The organism is Blautia sp. MB18-30 (assembly GCF_023669475.1).
Classification (GTDB): Bacteria; Bacillota; Clostridia; order Lachnospirales; family Lachnospiraceae; genus Blautia_A; species Blautia_A fusiformis.
Genome location: NZ_JAMOYY010000015.1, coordinates 67,411 through 82,575, shown reverse-complemented (window position 1 = coordinate 82,575; position 15,165 = coordinate 67,411). Strand labels below are relative to the sequence as shown.

Annotated in this window: 21 protein-coding genes and 2 pseudogenes; 18 read left to right on the top strand and 5 right to left on the bottom strand. The window is 38.2% G+C overall.

Going from position 1 to position 15,165, the window contains the following annotated elements; genetic code table 11:
* Window positions 1-230: 230 nt before the first annotated feature.
* The 4 genes from NCY57_RS09135 to NCY57_RS09120 all read left to right on the top strand — a co-directional run bounded on the left by NCY57_RS09135 (window position 231) and on the right by NCY57_RS09120 (window position 2,523).
* Window positions 231-668: a radical SAM mobile pair system MarR family transcriptional regulator gene (locus tag NCY57_RS09135; RefSeq protein WP_173739555.1), complete on the top strand. Its 438-nt coding sequence runs from the start codon at window positions 231-233 to the stop codon at window positions 666-668.
* Window positions 665-1,354, top strand: coding sequence for a radical SAM mobile pair protein A (locus tag NCY57_RS09130; RefSeq protein ID WP_110104282.1), 690 nt, complete (start codon window positions 665-667; stop codon window positions 1,352-1,354). The genes NCY57_RS09135 and NCY57_RS09130 overlap by 4 nt, the downstream gene beginning before the upstream one ends.
* Window positions 1,342-2,250 carry a radical SAM mobile pair protein B gene (locus NCY57_RS09125; RefSeq protein ID WP_059086551.1) on the top strand — a complete coding sequence of 303 codons (909 nt, stop codon included), beginning with the start codon at window positions 1,342-1,344 and terminating at the stop codon, window positions 2,248-2,250. Before NCY57_RS09130 ends, NCY57_RS09125 begins: the two co-directional genes overlap by 13 nt.
* A gap of 63 nt (window positions 2,251-2,313) precedes the next feature.
* Window positions 2,314-2,523: a DUF6219 family protein gene (locus NCY57_RS09120; RefSeq protein ID WP_173739556.1), complete on the top strand. Its 210-nt coding sequence runs from the start codon at window positions 2,314-2,316 to the stop codon at window positions 2,521-2,523.
* Window positions 2,524-2,785: 262 nt separating this feature from the next.
* Here NCY57_RS09120 and NCY57_RS09115 read toward each other — a convergent pair.
* From NCY57_RS09115 to NCY57_RS09100, 4 genes and pseudogenes are all read right to left on the bottom strand, one after another.
* A pseudogene (locus NCY57_RS09115) lies at window positions 2,786-3,034 on the bottom strand (ATPase); the annotation flags it as partial.
* 36 nt (window positions 3,035-3,070) lie between these two features.
* On the bottom strand, window positions 3,071-4,204 hold the full coding sequence (locus NCY57_RS09110) for a sensor domain-containing diguanylate cyclase (RefSeq protein WP_250789614.1): 1,134 nt from the start codon (window positions 4,202-4,204) through the stop codon (window positions 3,071-3,073).
* Window positions 4,205-4,282: 78 nt separating this feature from the next.
* Window positions 4,283-4,579 (bottom strand): annotated as a pseudogene (locus tag NCY57_RS17050) (CHASE domain-containing protein); the annotation flags it as partial.
* 57 nt (window positions 4,580-4,636) lie between these two features.
* Complete coding sequence (locus NCY57_RS09100) at window positions 4,637-4,831, bottom strand: hypothetical protein (protein ID WP_244092788.1); 195 nt, start codon at window positions 4,829-4,831, stop codon at window positions 4,637-4,639.
* A 635-nt stretch (window positions 4,832-5,466) separates the two neighbouring features.
* Between NCY57_RS09100 and NCY57_RS09095 the strand changes: the two genes are divergently transcribed.
* From NCY57_RS09095 to NCY57_RS09040, 12 genes are all read left to right on the top strand, one after another.
* The gene (locus NCY57_RS09095; RefSeq protein WP_173739557.1) at window positions 5,467-5,874 is read left to right on the top strand and encodes a type II toxin-antitoxin system RelE/ParE family toxin; all 408 of its coding nucleotides are present in this window, start codon (window positions 5,467-5,469) and stop codon (window positions 5,872-5,874) included.
* Window positions 5,867-6,946, top strand: coding sequence for a HigA family addiction module antitoxin (locus NCY57_RS09090; protein WP_021975931.1), 1,080 nt, complete (start codon window positions 5,867-5,869; stop codon window positions 6,944-6,946). The genes NCY57_RS09095 and NCY57_RS09090 overlap by 8 nt, the downstream gene beginning before the upstream one ends.
* Window positions 6,947-7,035: 89 nt before the next feature.
* Window positions 7,036-7,317, top strand: a complete 282-nt coding sequence (locus NCY57_RS09085) for a hypothetical protein (RefSeq protein ID WP_173739558.1) — start codon at window positions 7,036-7,038, stop codon at window positions 7,315-7,317.
* A gap of 20 nt (window positions 7,318-7,337) precedes the next feature.
* Entirely contained in the window at window positions 7,338-7,730 is a 393-nt protein-coding gene (locus NCY57_RS09080) for a hypothetical protein (protein WP_244092789.1), read from the top strand.
* A gap of 24 nt (window positions 7,731-7,754) precedes the next feature.
* Complete coding sequence (locus NCY57_RS09075; RefSeq protein WP_173739559.1) at window positions 7,755-8,360, top strand: DUF1349 domain-containing protein; 606 nt, start codon at window positions 7,755-7,757, stop codon at window positions 8,358-8,360.
* A gap of 94 nt (window positions 8,361-8,454) precedes the next feature.
* A complete protein-coding gene (locus tag NCY57_RS09070; RefSeq protein WP_148445654.1) occupies window positions 8,455-9,267 on the top strand; it encodes an alpha/beta fold hydrolase in 813 nt (270 codons plus the stop codon).
* A 72-nt stretch (window positions 9,268-9,339) separates the two neighbouring features.
* Window positions 9,340-10,095 (top strand): 4Fe-4S binding protein, encoded by a 756-nt coding sequence (locus NCY57_RS09065; protein WP_059086554.1) that lies wholly within the window; start codon window positions 9,340-9,342, stop codon window positions 10,093-10,095.
* 298 nt (window positions 10,096-10,393) lie between these two features.
* Window positions 10,394-10,864, top strand: a complete 471-nt coding sequence (locus tag NCY57_RS09060) for an LURP-one-related/scramblase family protein (protein ID WP_173723481.1) — start codon at window positions 10,394-10,396, stop codon at window positions 10,862-10,864.
* Window positions 10,865-10,909: 45 nt separating this feature from the next.
* Window positions 10,910-11,128: a hypothetical protein gene (locus NCY57_RS09055; RefSeq protein ID WP_015526477.1), complete on the top strand. Its 219-nt coding sequence runs from the start codon at window positions 10,910-10,912 to the stop codon at window positions 11,126-11,128.
* Window positions 11,129-11,154: 26 nt separating this feature from the next.
* Entirely contained in the window at window positions 11,155-11,517 is a 363-nt protein-coding gene (locus tag NCY57_RS09050) for a YccF domain-containing protein (protein ID WP_059086556.1), read from the top strand.
* A 475-nt stretch (window positions 11,518-11,992) separates the two neighbouring features.
* Window positions 11,993-12,220: an AAA family ATPase gene (locus NCY57_RS09045; protein WP_237972458.1), complete on the top strand. Its 228-nt coding sequence runs from the start codon at window positions 11,993-11,995 to the stop codon at window positions 12,218-12,220.
* Window positions 12,221-12,287: 67 nt separating this feature from the next.
* Window positions 12,288-12,905 (top strand): sugar O-acetyltransferase, encoded by a 618-nt coding sequence (locus NCY57_RS09040; RefSeq protein ID WP_173739560.1) that lies wholly within the window; start codon window positions 12,288-12,290, stop codon window positions 12,903-12,905.
* A 129-nt stretch (window positions 12,906-13,034) separates the two neighbouring features.
* On the opposite strand, the gene NCY57_RS09035 is transcribed toward NCY57_RS09040, so the two are convergent.
* A complete protein-coding gene (locus NCY57_RS09035; RefSeq protein ID WP_173739561.1) occupies window positions 13,035-13,871 on the bottom strand; it encodes an AIM24 family protein in 837 nt (278 codons plus the stop codon).
* Between the two features lie 395 nt (window positions 13,872-14,266).
* Here NCY57_RS09035 and NCY57_RS09030 point away from each other — a divergent pair, with 395 nt between their 5' ends.
* Together NCY57_RS09030 and NCY57_RS09025 are read left to right on the top strand one after the other, a co-directional pair.
* On the top strand, window positions 14,267-14,482 hold the full coding sequence (locus tag NCY57_RS09030) for a hypothetical protein (RefSeq protein WP_015526469.1): 216 nt from the start codon (window positions 14,267-14,269) through the stop codon (window positions 14,480-14,482).
* 21 nt (window positions 14,483-14,503) lie between these two features.
* On the top strand, window positions 14,504-14,920 hold the full coding sequence (locus NCY57_RS09025) for a hypothetical protein (RefSeq protein WP_173739562.1): 417 nt from the start codon (window positions 14,504-14,506) through the stop codon (window positions 14,918-14,920).
* Window positions 14,921-15,165 lie beyond the last annotated feature (245 nt).

Below are 15,165 nucleotides of genomic sequence, written 5' to 3'. Positions count from 1 at the left end.
TATTTCCCTTGTGATTATCTCATAAGGGCAAAAATAAGGGAAACTACATATCATTTCACTAATGGACAGGCAGGAAAGCCTATAAAATGGGGAAAGTTAGAGGAATAATTATATAAATTCCAGTTTGGAGAATTGAAAAAATGGAATTTACCTATTAAGACATATAAACTCTTGACAATAAAGCTCCTATATAGTATGTTTTTAATAAACTACTATATAGGAGCTTTTGTATGGAAATGAATGGAGGATTTCTTGTCACAAAAATAAAACAGCTTGGAGACCGGATTTTTGAGAAGATTCTCAGTGAAAAGAATATTGATGCGTTTAATGGAGCCCAGGGACGTATTCTTTATGTGCTGTGGCAGGAGGATGGTATCTCAATTAGGTCACTCTCGACTAAATGCGGATTAGCGATAACATCTCTTACTACGATGCTGGAAAGAATGGAAAATCAAGGGCTGATAAGCCGTGTTCAGTCTGAAACGGACAAAAGGAAAACACTCCTGTTTCTGACTGAGAAAGCACATTCCTTAAAGGGCGAGTACGATTCTGTATCTGATGAGATGGGCAGTATTTACTACAAAGGTTTTTCAGAGGAAGAAATTACCCGGTTTGAGAAATGTCTCGACCGCATCAGAAAGAATCTTGAGGAGTGGCAGAAGTCATGAGTATTTGTATCAAAGATCAGATTCAGAACATGAATATCGTCATTGGCTGCACAGTGGGGTGTACATATTGCTATGCCCGCAACAACGTGAAACGCTGGCATATGATTGATGACTTCGCTGACCCTGAATTCTTTCCGGGTAAGCTCAAGATGATGGAAAAGAAACGTCCGCAGAACTTTCTTCTTACCGGGATGAGCGATCTCTCCGGATGGAAGCCGGAATGGAGAGACGAGGTATTTGCAAAGATCCGTGAAAATCCACAGCATCAGTTCCTGTTCCTTACCAAGCGACCTGATTTGCTGGATTTTGATACCGATTTGGAAAACGCATGGTTTGGCGTTACGGTGACGAGGAAAGCAGAACTGTGGCGTATCGACGCCCTTCGGAAAAACGTCAGAGCAAAACATTACCATGTTACCTTTGAGCCGTTATTCGACGATCTCGGCACAGTTGACCTTTCCGGAATCAATTGGATCGTTGTGGGCACCATGACCGGAGCTCAGAGCAGGAAGATTCATACGGAGCCGGAATGGGCATGGTCTCTGGCGGACCAGGCACATAAGCTCGGCATTCCGGTGTTTATGAAGGAAGACCTTGTCCCTATCATAGGGGATGAAAATATGATTCAGGAAATGCCGGAAGAATTTAATAAAGTGTTAGAGGTACAGAAATCATGGAAGAAGTAATAAATGGAATCCTCATTCGTGAGGTGGAAACAAAGAACATCATGACTAAGTCTAGTCTGCCGGTAGGCGGTTACTCGGTCAATCCCTATGTGGGCTGTACACATGCCTGCAAGTATTGTTATGCTTCTTTTATGAAGCGCTTTACCGGGCACAAGGAGGAATGGGGCACTTTCCTTGATGTGAAGCATTGGACGGAAATTAAAAATCCGAAGAAATATGCCGGACAGCGGGTGGTCATCGGTTCTGTGACAGATGGCTACAATCCACAGGAGGAGCAATTCGGGAATACCAGAAAACTTCTGGAGCAGCTGATCGGCAGTGACGCAGATATTCTGATCTGCACAAAGTCGGATCTTGTGGTACGAGATATTGATTTACTGAAGAAGCTTGGACGTGTAACCGTTTCATGGTCGATCAACACACTAGATGAAAATTTCAAGAACGATATGGACTCTGCTTCGAGCATTGAGCACCGTATCGCTGCTATGAAGCAGGTATATGAGGCAGGTATCCGTACAGTCTGTTTCGTATCCCCGGTATTTCCCGGTATCACGGATTTTGAAGCAATCTTTGAGCGGGTAAAGGATCAGTGCGATCTGTTCTGGCTCGAAAATCTCAATCTTCGAGGCGGTTTCAAAAAGACAATTATGAATTATATCGCCGGAAAATATCCTGATCTTGTACCACTTTACGACGAGATCTATAACAAGCATAACCGCAGCTACTTTGAAGCACTTGAAGTAAAAGCTGAGAAAATGGCTAAGAAGTATGATTGTGCCTTTGTGGATAATGAAATGCCTTATGGCAGAGTCCCGCAGGGACATCCGGTGATCGTAGATTATTTCTATCATGAGGAAATCCGTGGGACAGAGAATACCGGAAAAAGAAATCGCTAACTTCCAGTTTGTATATATCTTTTAAAAGGTATATGATTAAGAAAAACGGCAGGAGGTATCTGAATGAAATCACATAAATATTGGTTTATCGGTGCACTGATTACAATGCTTGGAACTTTTTATACAGGTTATAAGGGATCAAAAGAAGGCCATAAGTACTTTGCAGCAAGTTCTTTGCTTTGCATGATTATGGCTATTTATACAGGACACAAGATGATTTCTGGTAAAAGTAGGAAGAAAAAAGAAGTTTCAGTAGAGAGTGTTGAAGATTAAAAAACAAAATATTTTAATAAATAACGCCGGTGCGGGATTTTTGATATCCAGTACTGGCGTTATTTATTCTACAGGGGCTTGGGGGGTGTAGCCACCAAATAGTCAGTTTGCATTCCTTGTCAAAAGACATCGGATCACAGTTCAGTACATCCATATAAAACTCTTTTCGTAGGATGCTTCGTCTGAATTCATCTGCAATCTCCGTCATAATAAAAATATCTCCATCATTTCAAAAGAGAATGCTGGAGATATTTCGCCTTGCTTATTCTTGTAGTAACCAATCGGCTATATCGTAAATTACGATTCCTTCATAGCTATATTGGGGATGTTTGGTTCTAGCAATAATCATTTTCGGATAAGCATCTCGAATCTGAAGCCGAGGAAAGCATTCTCTCTCAAATGTTTCCTGCCCGGAAATGTTGTCGCTGATCTGAATATAAAACTTCTCGTTGCTTCTCTGAGCAACAAAGTCGATTTCCTTTTGATAGAGCTTGCCGACATAAACATTATATGAAAATAGATCATACGCTCTGTTTTTTGCAATATTTTATCTTGCGAATTTATCATTGTAACGAATATGCATATCTTCCCAATCCATGAACAATACATAAAATACTTTCCCGTATTGCGGGCTTTCTACAATTCTTCCATGATCAAGAACAGAAAAATAAGTTCCGTCAGCTTTTCGAAGATGAAAGTGAATATAGTCATTTTCATTGCCGTTGTCAATCTGTTCCCAGATACTTGATTCTATCTGTTGCTGTTCATCTTCACGAATCAAGTTGCGAAAACTTTTCTCAGTAAGTCTGAACAGTTCATCTATATCTTTATATCCGGACATATGAAGAAATTCATCATTTGCAAAAATTAGTTCATCATCTTCTTTGTCAGCTTTGTATATGATGAATGCACCTGGAAGATGTTCAGAGATATCCTTGAATGCGAATCCAAGTTGTTTGCGGGCACCTGACCGAAGTCCTTCTCTGTAGACCATACATCCATTTTTTCCATGAAGCTTTATTTCATAAAGAGCGGTATCTGCGCAGCGCATGAGTTGTGAACGATTGGATGCAAATGTTGGATATTCTGCATATCCTAGAGAAATATAAAATGCATGTTCCTTACCATGGTATGAGAATGATTTAGGAAGTTTGGTGAATTTCTGCAGCTGTATATCTGCTTCTGCAAAGGTACAATTTGGTAAAAGAATGCAGAATTCGTCACCACCATTTCTTCCGAGTAATGCATCGGATGGGAAAAAAGTCTTCATGCTGTCTGCAAGATTCTTTAGTGCCCTGTCTCCGTAATTATGTCCATAGATATCATTAATAAACTTGAAATCATCGATATCAAGGAGCGCAGCCACAAAATGTGTTTTTGGATTTTTTTGAATCATTTTTTCTGCAAATTCATCAAATCCATAGCGGTTATAAATATTTGTAAGAGAATCTGTGCGCGCCAGTATCTGAAACTTTTTCTTATGTTCTTTTGCTACTAAACATACTCTGGTAAGAACTGACAGGAGAAGGCTTATTGTAAGAAAAATTCCGATGATGATTATCAGTAATGTGGCATTTCTCCATCCACTTTTAGGAGTTACTTCAAATTTCCAGTTTTCGTCTCCTATTGTAAATGTATAAGAAACAGGACGATTTATTTGCCCATCTGATTGATAAACCACTTTATAAGTGTCACTCCATGGAGCGTCTGTTTTTGAAATTTTGTATTCGTATCCAAAATTTGAAAGTGCACTGATTGAATCTGAAAAAATATCCGGAACACGCAGGATAACAATAGTAAATCCCCAGAAATACTCATGTCCGTTTTTATCTTTCAGGTATATGGGATTGCGGACTGCAATTCCATATCCTCCCTGTTTTAATTTGAAGGGGCCCTGCGTAATGATTGTATGGTTGTCTCTTGCGTAACAGGAAATTTTTCCGCGGTCTTTATCATGGATCAAATCAATCTTACCTGCCTCATTTTCATTAGCCGGATAAATATCTGTAACAACACCATTAGGAGCGAGCTGTACACTTTCAATAGAATCAGACATAAGATTTCCTGCAATTGTTTCAAACTGACGGATTTCGCCATCTTCACTTATTAAGATTTACTTCAAGGTATCTGTGATCTCAATTCCATTTGTAATTTCATTCTTTATTTGTTCGCCATAGGTGGCTACGTTTAATTGTGCTGTTATGTGTCTCTGCTCTTTTTCGTGGGTGTCTGTTTTGTATACAATCAAACTAATAAGGCATATGCCCAGTAAAAAAGTGATAAGAGGCACAAGTGTTTTCTTTTTCACTTGGTTCACCTCATTTTGTCCATGGGAATTATTATAATAAAGCATTATATCACAGAAGTTGAAAAACAGAATAAGTTTTATGAAAAAAACGAACTGTGCAAAATCTTTATACATCTATGACAGAAGAATGTATATCGATAAGGATTTGTGAAATCTATATATTTTAAGAAGGAGCCTTGGAATCATCATAAATATCCTGTATTTTGCTTTTACAGCTTTACGACGTTTTTCTGTATCAGAAGGTACGTGGTGGAGCCATGCAAGATATCCTGAGCGAGAGACACCTAAAAATTTCAACATTCCGGAGACGGAAACCCGGCGTCCAGCCTTTTTGGCAGCTTCCGTCTTCTCAGACACTTCAAGATAAATGGCGTCCGTCATTTTCCCAGAATGTTGATTGCTTTTTTTAACACATCAAGTGTATCTTGGGCATCACGTAATTCACGTCTGAGACGGGCAATTCCTTCTGCTCATCAGATGCATAATTACCAGAACCACGAACAGGAATATCACCTGATTCCCGGAAGTTTTTCAGCCATTTTGTTAATGTGCTGTATCCGATGCCAAGATTTTCTGCACATCCACGTACTCCGAGATCTTTGGAGTGTGTGGATTATTGACTAGAGCCTCTCCTGATGGTATATTTAGATTACCCGACGGGTAATTTAAAAAGGAGGGCAAACGTGCAGCTACTATACAATAACAGTAAAGTTCAGAAACAATGTACCGATTTAAAAACTGCAAAAAAATTGTTTGGCGGGAATGCTGCATTAGCAACCAGCCTATTTGCCCGAATAAATGCTATACAGCAGGCGAGTGTAATTAAGGATATAGTAATGATGCCGACGTTTCATTTTCATAAGTTGAGTGGCAATATGGATGGATTTTTTGCTATAGATGTAAAAACGAGAAGAGATCCATGGCGTATTATTATTCAGCCATTAGATGAGAATGAAGAACCTTATGATCCTTGTAATATTGATGAAATTGCTGGTGTGGTTAGAATTGTTGAAGTAAAGGAGGTAAGTAAGCATTATGAGTAATTATATTGAATATAATGATAAGATTGCTTTTCATCCTGGATACTATATCAAAGAAATCATTGAAGAAAGTGGACTTTCTCAGAAAGATTTTGCAAAACGATTAGATACCACGCCAAAGAATTTAAGTATTCTGGTACGTGGGGAGCAAAGCTTATCAATCGATATAGCCATGAAATTATCTCGAATGTTAGGGACTAGTGTTGACTACTGGCTGAATCTTCAGAAGAGCTATGACGCTTTGATTGCTGAGTTTGAATCATCCAAGGAATTAGAGCAGGAAAGAAGAATTTTCAAGTACTTTCAGTACACATATTTCAGAGAGAATTTTGGATTGCCTGATCTTCCGAGAAAAACAAATGAGCAGATTAAGTGTCTACGTGAATTTTTAAATGTTGCATCATTATCTGTTTTTACAAAGCAAAATATGACAGTTAGTTTCCGAAGTGCATCTGAGGATATGAAAGAGACTAATACTGCCAGAGCAAATGCAATGGTTCAGATCGCAATTAATCAGGCACTGAAGATAGAAGCACCTAAGTTTGACAAAAAGAAGTTTGAAAAAGCTGTTGATTATGCATTGACATTAACAACACAGCATGGTGATTTTTATCCACTGATTAGGAAGGCCTTTGAAGATGCGGGAGTAATATTCGTAATACTTCCAAATCTTCCGGGTTCAGGAATAAATGGTGCAACCAAGAAGATTGGGCAGAATGTAATGCTGATGGTGAATGACAGACGTTTCTATTCAGATACATTTTGGTTTACTCTGTTCCATGAGATTGGCCATATTATTAATGGTGATTATGGAATTACGTTTGAAAATGAGCACGCTGGACAGGAGGATGCAGCAGATAAATATGCGGAAGACAAATTGATCCCTCCGGGAGAATATGAGGCTTTCGTTAGAATGAATGAGTTTAGCGAAAATGCTATCCGCAGATTTGCTGAAAGAATTGACAGAGATCCGGGTATTGTCCTTGGCCGCTTGCAAAATGATCAGATTGTTCCATTTACAAATGTTGCACTGTCAAAAGCATTAAAACACAAATACAAAGTAATAACATCATAAAGAAGTATATAACTTGAGGTCGTCTACCGTTATCCACGATAGATGGCCTTATTTTTTTATCCATTTGGGGAGAAAGGAGGTGAAAGCGATTGGAGGAATTTAAGGTGAAAAGACATGCGGTCAAAAAGATGACCCGAAAGGGACTTGTGGAAACAGATTCCAGAGAAGGGATAGTGAAGGAAACTGCGGAAGCAAAGTCCGATGGAAGGCGCATCAATGAGGCTGACTTTGTGTGCACCATCATTTGGTACCGCACGCAGTACATGAATTATATTAGCCTGGGAATCGCTGAATTCATGTTGGTAGGCGTATTGGCTGCAGGAGCATTTGTCCTGGCATTGGAGTCAGAAGTGAGAAACTGGCAGTGCTGATGAGAGGATACCTGCAATCTATGAAGGTAAATCTGAGAGAAATTATTCACTATATTGACGAGTCAATACTTGAAAAAGCGAAGAACGAAAAAGTTCAAAAGCAAGAGTCTCCCTCAAAGATGTCAAAAGACGTAGAGGAGTCTGTTGATAAGATGATCTCCAATCGTATGAGCAAAGCATATTCTGAATGGAAATCAAATCAAGATACACAGCCATTTAATGAAAATATAGAGAAGGAATACCAGAAGCTTTTGGAAACACTGTCTCCGGAACAAGAGGAAGTGCTTACGAAGTATTGTGATGAAATATTTGCCAGCGGAGCAGAGACAGAAGAGTTTTTCTATCGCCTGGGTATAAAGGATGGACTGAGATTAAAAAGTACGGTAAAATCTGTATTAGAAATGATGTTGTGAATTGGGATTTGGAGGGATAATGAGATGAATATAAAAGATTTTAAGTGGACGAGAGAACCTGATGATTACACGCTGACAGATGACAAAATTGAGATTATTACACAGCCTGGAACTGATTTGTGGCAAAGAACTTACTATCATTTCCGCAATGATAATGCTCCGGTTCTGCAGATAGAAACAGAGGAAAAATTTTTTTCATTTATAGTGAAAACTGATTTTAAGGAAAGCCATCATCGCTTTGATCAGTGCGGTGTGGTTATGTATCTTGACAGTGAGAATTGGTTGAAAGGTTCTATAGAATATGAGAATGACTATTTTCAGCACCTGGGAAGTGTTGTGACAAACAATGGATATTCAGATTGGGCAACTACGGAAATTGATGCAGAGATTAAATCTATGTGGTATCGTCTCAGTAGACGTGAAGATGATTATTGCATTGAATATTCTGAGGATGGAATACGGTTTAAGCAAATGAGGATTTGTCATATGTGGGCTGGTGCAGGAAAAATCAAATTTGGAATTTATGCATGCAGTCCGGAAGATTCATCGTTTAAAGCGGTATTTACAGATATGAAATTGACGGAGTGTCAATGGAAAGCCCACGATGGTCAAAAGCCGGATGAGATGTAGCAGACTGTATTTGATATAAAAAACCAATATGAAAATAGTTAAAGTTTTTCAGTTTGTGTAACTGAGAAAAATGAAAATTGCGGAGGTGGATTTGTTGAAGGAAAGCACATATCAAACTCCTTGCGGAACAATTCACTATTGGTCAAATAATCTGAGTTTGGATACAACGACGCTTGTATTTTTACCAGGGCTGACTGCTGATCATAGATTATTTGATAAACAGGTTGAGTACTTCGATGGAAAATATAATATTATTGTATGGGATGCACCGGCTCATGCCTCTTCCTGGCCGTTCCGCTTTGACTTTGATCTGTTTGATAAGGCAAAATGGCTGAATGGGATTCTTGAAAAAGAAGAAATCATAAAACCAATTATAATAGGTCAATCAATGGGAGGATATGTGGGACAGGCTTATGCACAATTGTATCCTGACCGGCTGGCAGGTTTTATTTCCATTGATTCAGCACCGCTGCAGAGGAACTATGTGACAGCAGTGGAGATCTGGCTTCTGAAAAGAATGGAACCAGTATATGCACATTACCCATGGAAGTTGCTTTTGAAATCCGGAACTGAGGGAGTTGCAACTTCTGATTATGGCAGAAATCTGATGAAGGAAATGATGCTGGTCTATGATGGTGATCAGCATCGTTATGCCCAAATTGCCGGGCATGGATTTCGTATTCTGGCAGAGGCAATGGAAAAGAATCTGCCATATGAAATCAAATGTCCTTCCCTGTTGATATGTGGTACAAAGGATCATGCCGGTTCATGCATAAGGTATAACAGAGAATGGCATCGAAAAACGAAAATTCCTTTAAAGTGGATTGAAGGGGCCGGTCATAATTCTAATACAGATAAACCGGAGATGATAAATAGTTTGATAGAAGAATTCCTTTCAAACATATAAAGACTATTGAAAACAATTGGTCAACCGTTATAAAAGGACAATAGACAAATCGGAATCCGTAGGAGGATCATTATGAGATTTTATAACATATTTTTCAGCCCGACAGGGGGTACAGAGAAAGTAGCAGATATTGTTGCGAAAGGGACGAAGCTGGATGCTGAAGAAATCGACCTAATTAAAGAACCAGATAAACTCATGAAGGTGAAATTTGAAAAAAAGGACCTATGTTTGGTTGCTGTACCGTCTTACGGTGGACGCATTCCATCAGTTGTAACGGATATGTTCCGCAAAGTAAAGGCAGATGGTACGAAAGCAATTCTTGTGGCAGTATTTGGAAACCGTATGATTGATGATACTCTATTGGAACTACAGGATGTTCTGGAGGCATCAGGCTTTGTATGTATCGCAGGAATGGAGGCAGTCGCAGAGCATTCCCTGATGCACCAATTTGGAACCGGACGCCCGGATCAGCATGATGAAAAGGAATTGCTGGAATTTGCCGCAAAGATTATGCAAAACAGCGAAGCACAAAGGACACCTGCATTTCCGGGAAACAGACCATATCGAGAATATGGTGGTGTTCCACTTAAACCTGTTGCAAATGGAAAATGCACCTCCTGCGGTCTGTGCGCAAAAGAATGCCCGGCAGGTGCCATTCCGTTGGACAATCCGAAGATGACCGATAAGGATAAGTGTATTTCTTGTATGCACTGTGTAGCAGTCTGTCCGAAGAAAGCAAGAAATTACAGTAAGCTTGTCAGTTTTATCGCTGGACTGAAAATGAAGAAGGTTTGTTCCGGTAGGAAGGAAAATAAATTGTATTTATAATAGGGCGAGCAATACAATGAGAAACATGTAAATTGATACGTGAACAATCGGCTCAGTATGATATTTAATTAAATGTTGCAATGAAAAGATCATTTACCGTAAACAAGCAGTAGATGGTCTTTTTTATATCTTTTTGTGAACAAGTAGAGATTTATAGCTGGTAATATGTGTTTTATCATAATCCGTGAAATAAGATGAGTTAATTCTTCGATTTACATATTTTTTAAGGTGTTCCGGCATGGTATTATGATACTTATAAAGAACCAATTATATCTGTTGGAGAGAGCGGTGAAAAGTTATGAAGTTATTGTTTAAACAAAGGCTGTTTTCATGGTTTGACAGCTATGATATCTATGATGAAGCAGGCAACACTGTTTATGTAGTAAAAGGTCAGTTGTCCTGGGGACATAAACTTGTAATTTATGATGCCTATGGAAATGAAGTAGGAATGGTTGTTCAGAAAGTACTTACTTTTCTTCCTAAATTTGAAATTTATAAAAACGGCAGTTATATCGGATGCCTGAGCAAAGAATTCTCATTCCTGACGCCACATTATAATATTGATTACAATGGATGGCATATTGATGGAACTATTATGGAATGGGACTATAGCATTCTTGATCGAAGCGGTTATTCAATCGCACGGGTCAATAAAGAACTGTTTCATATGACTGATATATATGTTATTGATGTGCAGAATCCAGGAAATGCATTGGATGCGTTGATGTTTGTACTTGCGATTGATGCAGAAAAATGTTCTAGGAATTAGATAGTTGATCTTGTTGTCGAAGATATTCGGAGATGGGGAGGTAGCATGGGATTATTCAAAAAGAAAATCGTGAAAAAAACATATGACCGAGAACATATGAAACCAGTTATTCGTGCAAGCATTTGTACCGGAGAAGAAGTAGCAGGATTCAAAGACATACGGACTGGAAAAATCGAAGAAATCATGCTGATCAGATCTCCAGAGGACTTAGAAAAATTCAAAGAGATATATGAGATAACAGAGGAAATTGCAAAAGAATATTAGACATTGGATGAGGAGGAGAGGTTGTCATGAGAACTATAGGTAATATCCTTTGGTTTATATTTGGAGGATTACTGGGCGGACTGGCATGGATTTTTGCAGGTTGCATATGGTGTATTACAATTATTGGAATTCCGGTAGGTCTGCAATGTTTTAAATTTGCAACCTTGGCATTTTGGCCGTTTGGAAAAGAAATCGTGTATGGAAATGGCATGTTTTCATTTCTGGTAAATCTTATATGGATTATATTTTTTGGATGGGAAATGGCACTTGGAAACCTGATAGTGGGTTGTATTTGGTGCATTACGATAGTTGGAATTCCATTTGGAAAGCAGTTCTTCAAGATGGCAAGACTCTCTTTCATGCCATTTGGTGCGAGTGTGATAGGGTAGAATGTGTAAGGTCTTATTGATGAAAAATGAAATAATATTATTCACAGATGGTAATATTAATATTGGAGTTCAAATAAACCCTGAACAGGAAACAGTCTGGTTGACACAGAAGTATTGTTTGATGTTAAGCATATGCAGCAGCCGGTCACTGATAAGGAATTTAAAAATTTCACAGACTGTGCGGTTAAGAAAAGTAACGAAAATGCGCTGATTTTCACAACTGAAGATATGGAGAAGCCTTTCATAAGCTTTGATGAAGGAATGTAGAATTTCTTTGAACCGGAGCTTCAGAAGAGATTGTATGAAATGGAAAAAGTCATTTAATATATATTGATCAATGATATAATATTCTAAAATGTTGATGATAAAAGAAATATAGTAATTAAAAATGTTACAAAGTTGTTCTTGATAAAAATATTATTTGGTAACAGGAGATGTTTTATGTTAAAAAGAAAAGTGACGCATTACATAAAAAATGGGTAGATTCAAAAAACAAAAATGTCTTGTAATTCAGGGAGCCAGACAAACAGGAAAAACATATATAGTTGAAAGATTTGCAGAAGAGAACTATGAAGAAATTATTGAAATTAATTTTAAACAGATACCTTCTGCGATGGATATTTTTTCCAGTGATCTAAAAGTAGATAATATGGTTATGGCTATGTCCGTATTTGATGACGGAAAGTGCAAAAGCATTAGATAAAATATTGCAGACCATGAGAGAGTGGGGAAACTGATATTTATAACTTTGAATTTGGAGGTTATCGGAAATGACTGAAAGAGAAAAAATGCTAAGTGGAGAGTTGTACGATCCAACGGATAAAGAATTGGAGCAATTACGCGTGAATGCACGTAAATTAGCAAGAAAATACAATTCGACAGATGAAGATGATCAAGAAAAACAAGCACAGATATTGAGGGAATTATTGCCAGCAACAGAGGAACTCCCCTATTTACAGGCGCCTGTTTATTTTGATTACGGATGTAATACGTTCTTTGGAAGATTCAGCTCTGCTAATTTTAACTTTACATGTTTAGATGTATGTGAAATACATATAGGCGATAATGTGATGATTGGTCCAAATGTTACATTGGCAACTCCTATGCATCCATTATTACCTGAAGAACGCAATATTAGGAAAAGAGAAGATGGAAGTTTTTATAATCTTGAATATGCGAAGCCAATAACTATAAAGGATAATTGCTGGCTGGCATCCAATGTGGTTGTTTGCGGTGGTGTCACCATAGGAGAAGGGTGTGTAATTGGTGCAGGGAGTGTTGTAACAAAAGATATTCCGCCGTATAGTTTGGCAGTTGGAAATCCATGCCGGGTCATTCGAAAAATAACTGAGAAGGATCATATGTCAGATGGAATTGAAAAGAATTAAAAATTTGCATGGATGATAAGCAGTTCATCTGAATAAAGAAAATAAAATGATCACAATTAATAACGCCGATGCAGGATTTTTATAATCCTATATCGGCGTTTGTTGGTTACAAGAGAATGTATTTTACACTTATTTTCCAAATGTATTGCTGGATTTAGCAGCAGCTTTAGCTGCCATGGTGTTAGTGGACTCAAACAAGGAAGTTGTCGGTGCGACCGGACACATCAGTACCCGTCCTGTTCCACGATAAACATTTACCAGACCCTCTCCGCTAACTGCAGATCCGACAAGTGTTTTTGTAGATCTTTCTACGGTAAAATCAAGATTTGATGACCAGCATACAGCAAGGTTTCCATCAATTTTCAGTTCATCATTTTCCAATATGACTTCAATCAATTCATCTTCGGGAACATTAGACTCCAGTGCAGCTACACCATTTCCATGCAAACTCAGATTAAACAGACCTTCGCTACCTAATACTGCTGATGAAAGGCTCTTTCTGGCTACAACTTTACTTTTTACATTTGCATCACAAGCCAGGAACATGCCATCTTCAATTGTCATTCCGGCTGGTCCCCATTTGCCAATGTCTGCAAGGATAATATATTTGTATGTCGGTTCTAATACCAGACAGCCTTCACCAACATATTCCGGTTTAACTGCGGTTTCTTTTGTAACCGCACCCTTGAGTGCCTTTCCAAGGAAATCTCCGATACCTTTTATACCAGATGTGGCTTGTACATTACCACCCATCCATTGCATGGCACCAGCCTGGATAACAGCTGAATGGTCTTTATCAATATCAATAACAACCTGTCTTCTTCTGACATGCATTTTACTCATGAAATATTCATTCATTGCATTCATAGGTGAAACGCTGGCATCCTGCACATATTCAAGCACGTGGAAGTTTTCGATACTTTTCGCATATTTTCTGTTTTCATTTTGCAAGTTTTCAATTCGCATAGCATAATCTCCCTTTTAATAATAATTTATGATGTTGCTCGGATATGCTTATTATAAAAGAGGCAGCATAGATAGGAAACAATTCGTGCAGAGAAATATAAAGACAGAATTCTCAAAATTCGAGAAATATAAAGATGCAATTCCTCATGGTGGATGTGTATTATGAAAAATAAATTTGTTATAGTGACAATATCAACGGAAAAGCAGAAGATAAATGGGGTGATCAGATGGAAGCGGCACAGAGAATTCGATTAATCCGGATAATAGAAAAGATGGAGAAAAATCCGGCATTCAGTAATAAGCTTGGTATAAAGAACACATCTGAATATTTATCAGAAAAAGAACAGAAAAAATGAAAGACACATATCAGAATGAGTTTCAGAAGGAGTAAAAAAATGTTATCGTTATTATTTGCAATTTGTATGATTTGGTTTGTTGGAAAATTTTTTGTTTTTGGGTTAAGAGCATCCTGGGGAATTATGAAATTACTTTGCACAGTTATTTTCTTCCCGGTGATATTGATTGGTATGGTTGTAGGTGGACTGATGTACATTGCTTTTCCATTGTTGATTGTCGGTGGTATTATAGCATTGGTGACGTCACATTCATAATCGATCAGGAGGAGAAAACGAATGGGATATGATATTGAAAAAGAAAAAAGAGAAGCAATTGAAGCTGGACGTAGAGCTTTGAACAGTCTTCAGGCAGCAAAAGAAAATTTAAACAGTGCAAAGAACTGGGGACTGGTAGATATGTTTGGCGGTGGTTTTTTCACTACGATGCTAAAACGTTCTAGAATTGATCAGGCCAAACGGAATATGGAACAGGCAAAGTATGATCTTCGTAATTTCAGTAGAGAATTAAATGATGTAAATATGGCATGTAACTTGAATATCGATACTGGAGATTTTCTTTCTTTTGCGGATTATTTCTTTGATGGTTTTGTTGTGGACTGGGTGGTCCAGGATCGAATCAATAATGCACAAAGACAGGTAGAAGAAGCTATTCGAAGAACAGAAAGTATCGTCAATCAATTACAGCGTATGTAAAGGAAAAGGCAATGAGTCAGAAATGGTTCATTGCCTTTCGTCGCGTTATGGCTTATTTTAATTTTTCTTTTTTGGCATTTAAGAGCTCAAGATTCTTGGTGAAGGCGCTTTCTCCGGAACCTTGATACCAGCTTTGCGGATCATAGCATCAAAATTTTTTTCAATTATATGCAGGGTATTCTGTTGCTTCTGGAGATCCTGCTTTTTTTTTGGCTGAGGACAGTTCTTCTTCCAGTTCCATCTGT

What these genes read in the sequence shown, in the direction of transcription:
- NCY57_RS09050 (WP_059086556.1), top strand. Translation starts at nt 11,155, where the DNA reads ATGAGAACTATAGGTAATATCCTTTGGTTTATATTTGGAGGATTACTG.
- NCY57_RS09130 (WP_110104282.1), top strand. Translation starts at nt 665, where the DNA reads ATGAGTATTTGTATCAAAGATCAGATTCAGAACATGAATATCGTCATT.
- NCY57_RS09090 (WP_021975931.1), top strand. Translation starts at nt 5,867, where the DNA reads ATGAGTAATTATATTGAATATAATGATAAGATTGCTTTTCATCCTGGA.
- NCY57_RS09030 (WP_015526469.1), top strand. Translation starts at nt 14,267, where the DNA reads ATGTTATCGTTATTATTTGCAATTTGTATGATTTGGTTTGTTGGAAAA.
- NCY57_RS09040 (WP_173739560.1), top strand. Translation starts at nt 12,288, where the DNA reads ATGACTGAAAGAGAAAAAATGCTAAGTGGAGAGTTGTACGATCCAACG.
- NCY57_RS09120 (WP_173739556.1), top strand. Translation starts at nt 2,314, where the DNA reads ATGAAATCACATAAATATTGGTTTATCGGTGCACTGATTACAATGCTT.
- NCY57_RS09055 (WP_015526477.1), top strand. Translation starts at nt 10,910, where the DNA reads ATGGGATTATTCAAAAAGAAAATCGTGAAAAAAACATATGACCGAGAA.
- NCY57_RS09095 (WP_173739557.1), top strand. Translation starts at nt 5,467, where the DNA reads ATGGTATATTTAGATTACCCGACGGGTAATTTAAAAAGGAGGGCAAAC.
- NCY57_RS09025 (WP_173739562.1), top strand. Translation starts at nt 14,504, where the DNA reads ATGGGATATGATATTGAAAAAGAAAAAAGAGAAGCAATTGAAGCTGGA.
- NCY57_RS09060 (WP_173723481.1), top strand. Translation starts at nt 10,394, where the DNA reads ATGAAGTTATTGTTTAAACAAAGGCTGTTTTCATGGTTTGACAGCTAT.
- NCY57_RS09135 (WP_173739555.1), top strand. Translation starts at nt 231, where the DNA reads ATGGAAATGAATGGAGGATTTCTTGTCACAAAAATAAAACAGCTTGGA.
- NCY57_RS09075 (WP_173739559.1), top strand. Translation starts at nt 7,755, where the DNA reads ATGAATATAAAAGATTTTAAGTGGACGAGAGAACCTGATGATTACACG.
- NCY57_RS09080 (WP_244092789.1), top strand. Translation starts at nt 7,338, where the DNA reads ATGAAGGTAAATCTGAGAGAAATTATTCACTATATTGACGAGTCAATA.
- NCY57_RS09125 (WP_059086551.1), top strand. Translation starts at nt 1,342, where the DNA reads ATGGAAGAAGTAATAAATGGAATCCTCATTCGTGAGGTGGAAACAAAG.
- NCY57_RS09065 (WP_059086554.1), top strand. Translation starts at nt 9,340, where the DNA reads ATGAGATTTTATAACATATTTTTCAGCCCGACAGGGGGTACAGAGAAA.
- NCY57_RS09045 (WP_237972458.1), top strand. Translation starts at nt 11,993, where the DNA reads ATGGGTAGATTCAAAAAACAAAAATGTCTTGTAATTCAGGGAGCCAGA.
- NCY57_RS09035 (WP_173739561.1), bottom strand. Translation starts at nt 13,871, where the DNA reads ATGCGAATTGAAAACTTGCAAAATGAAAACAGAAAATATGCGAAAAGT.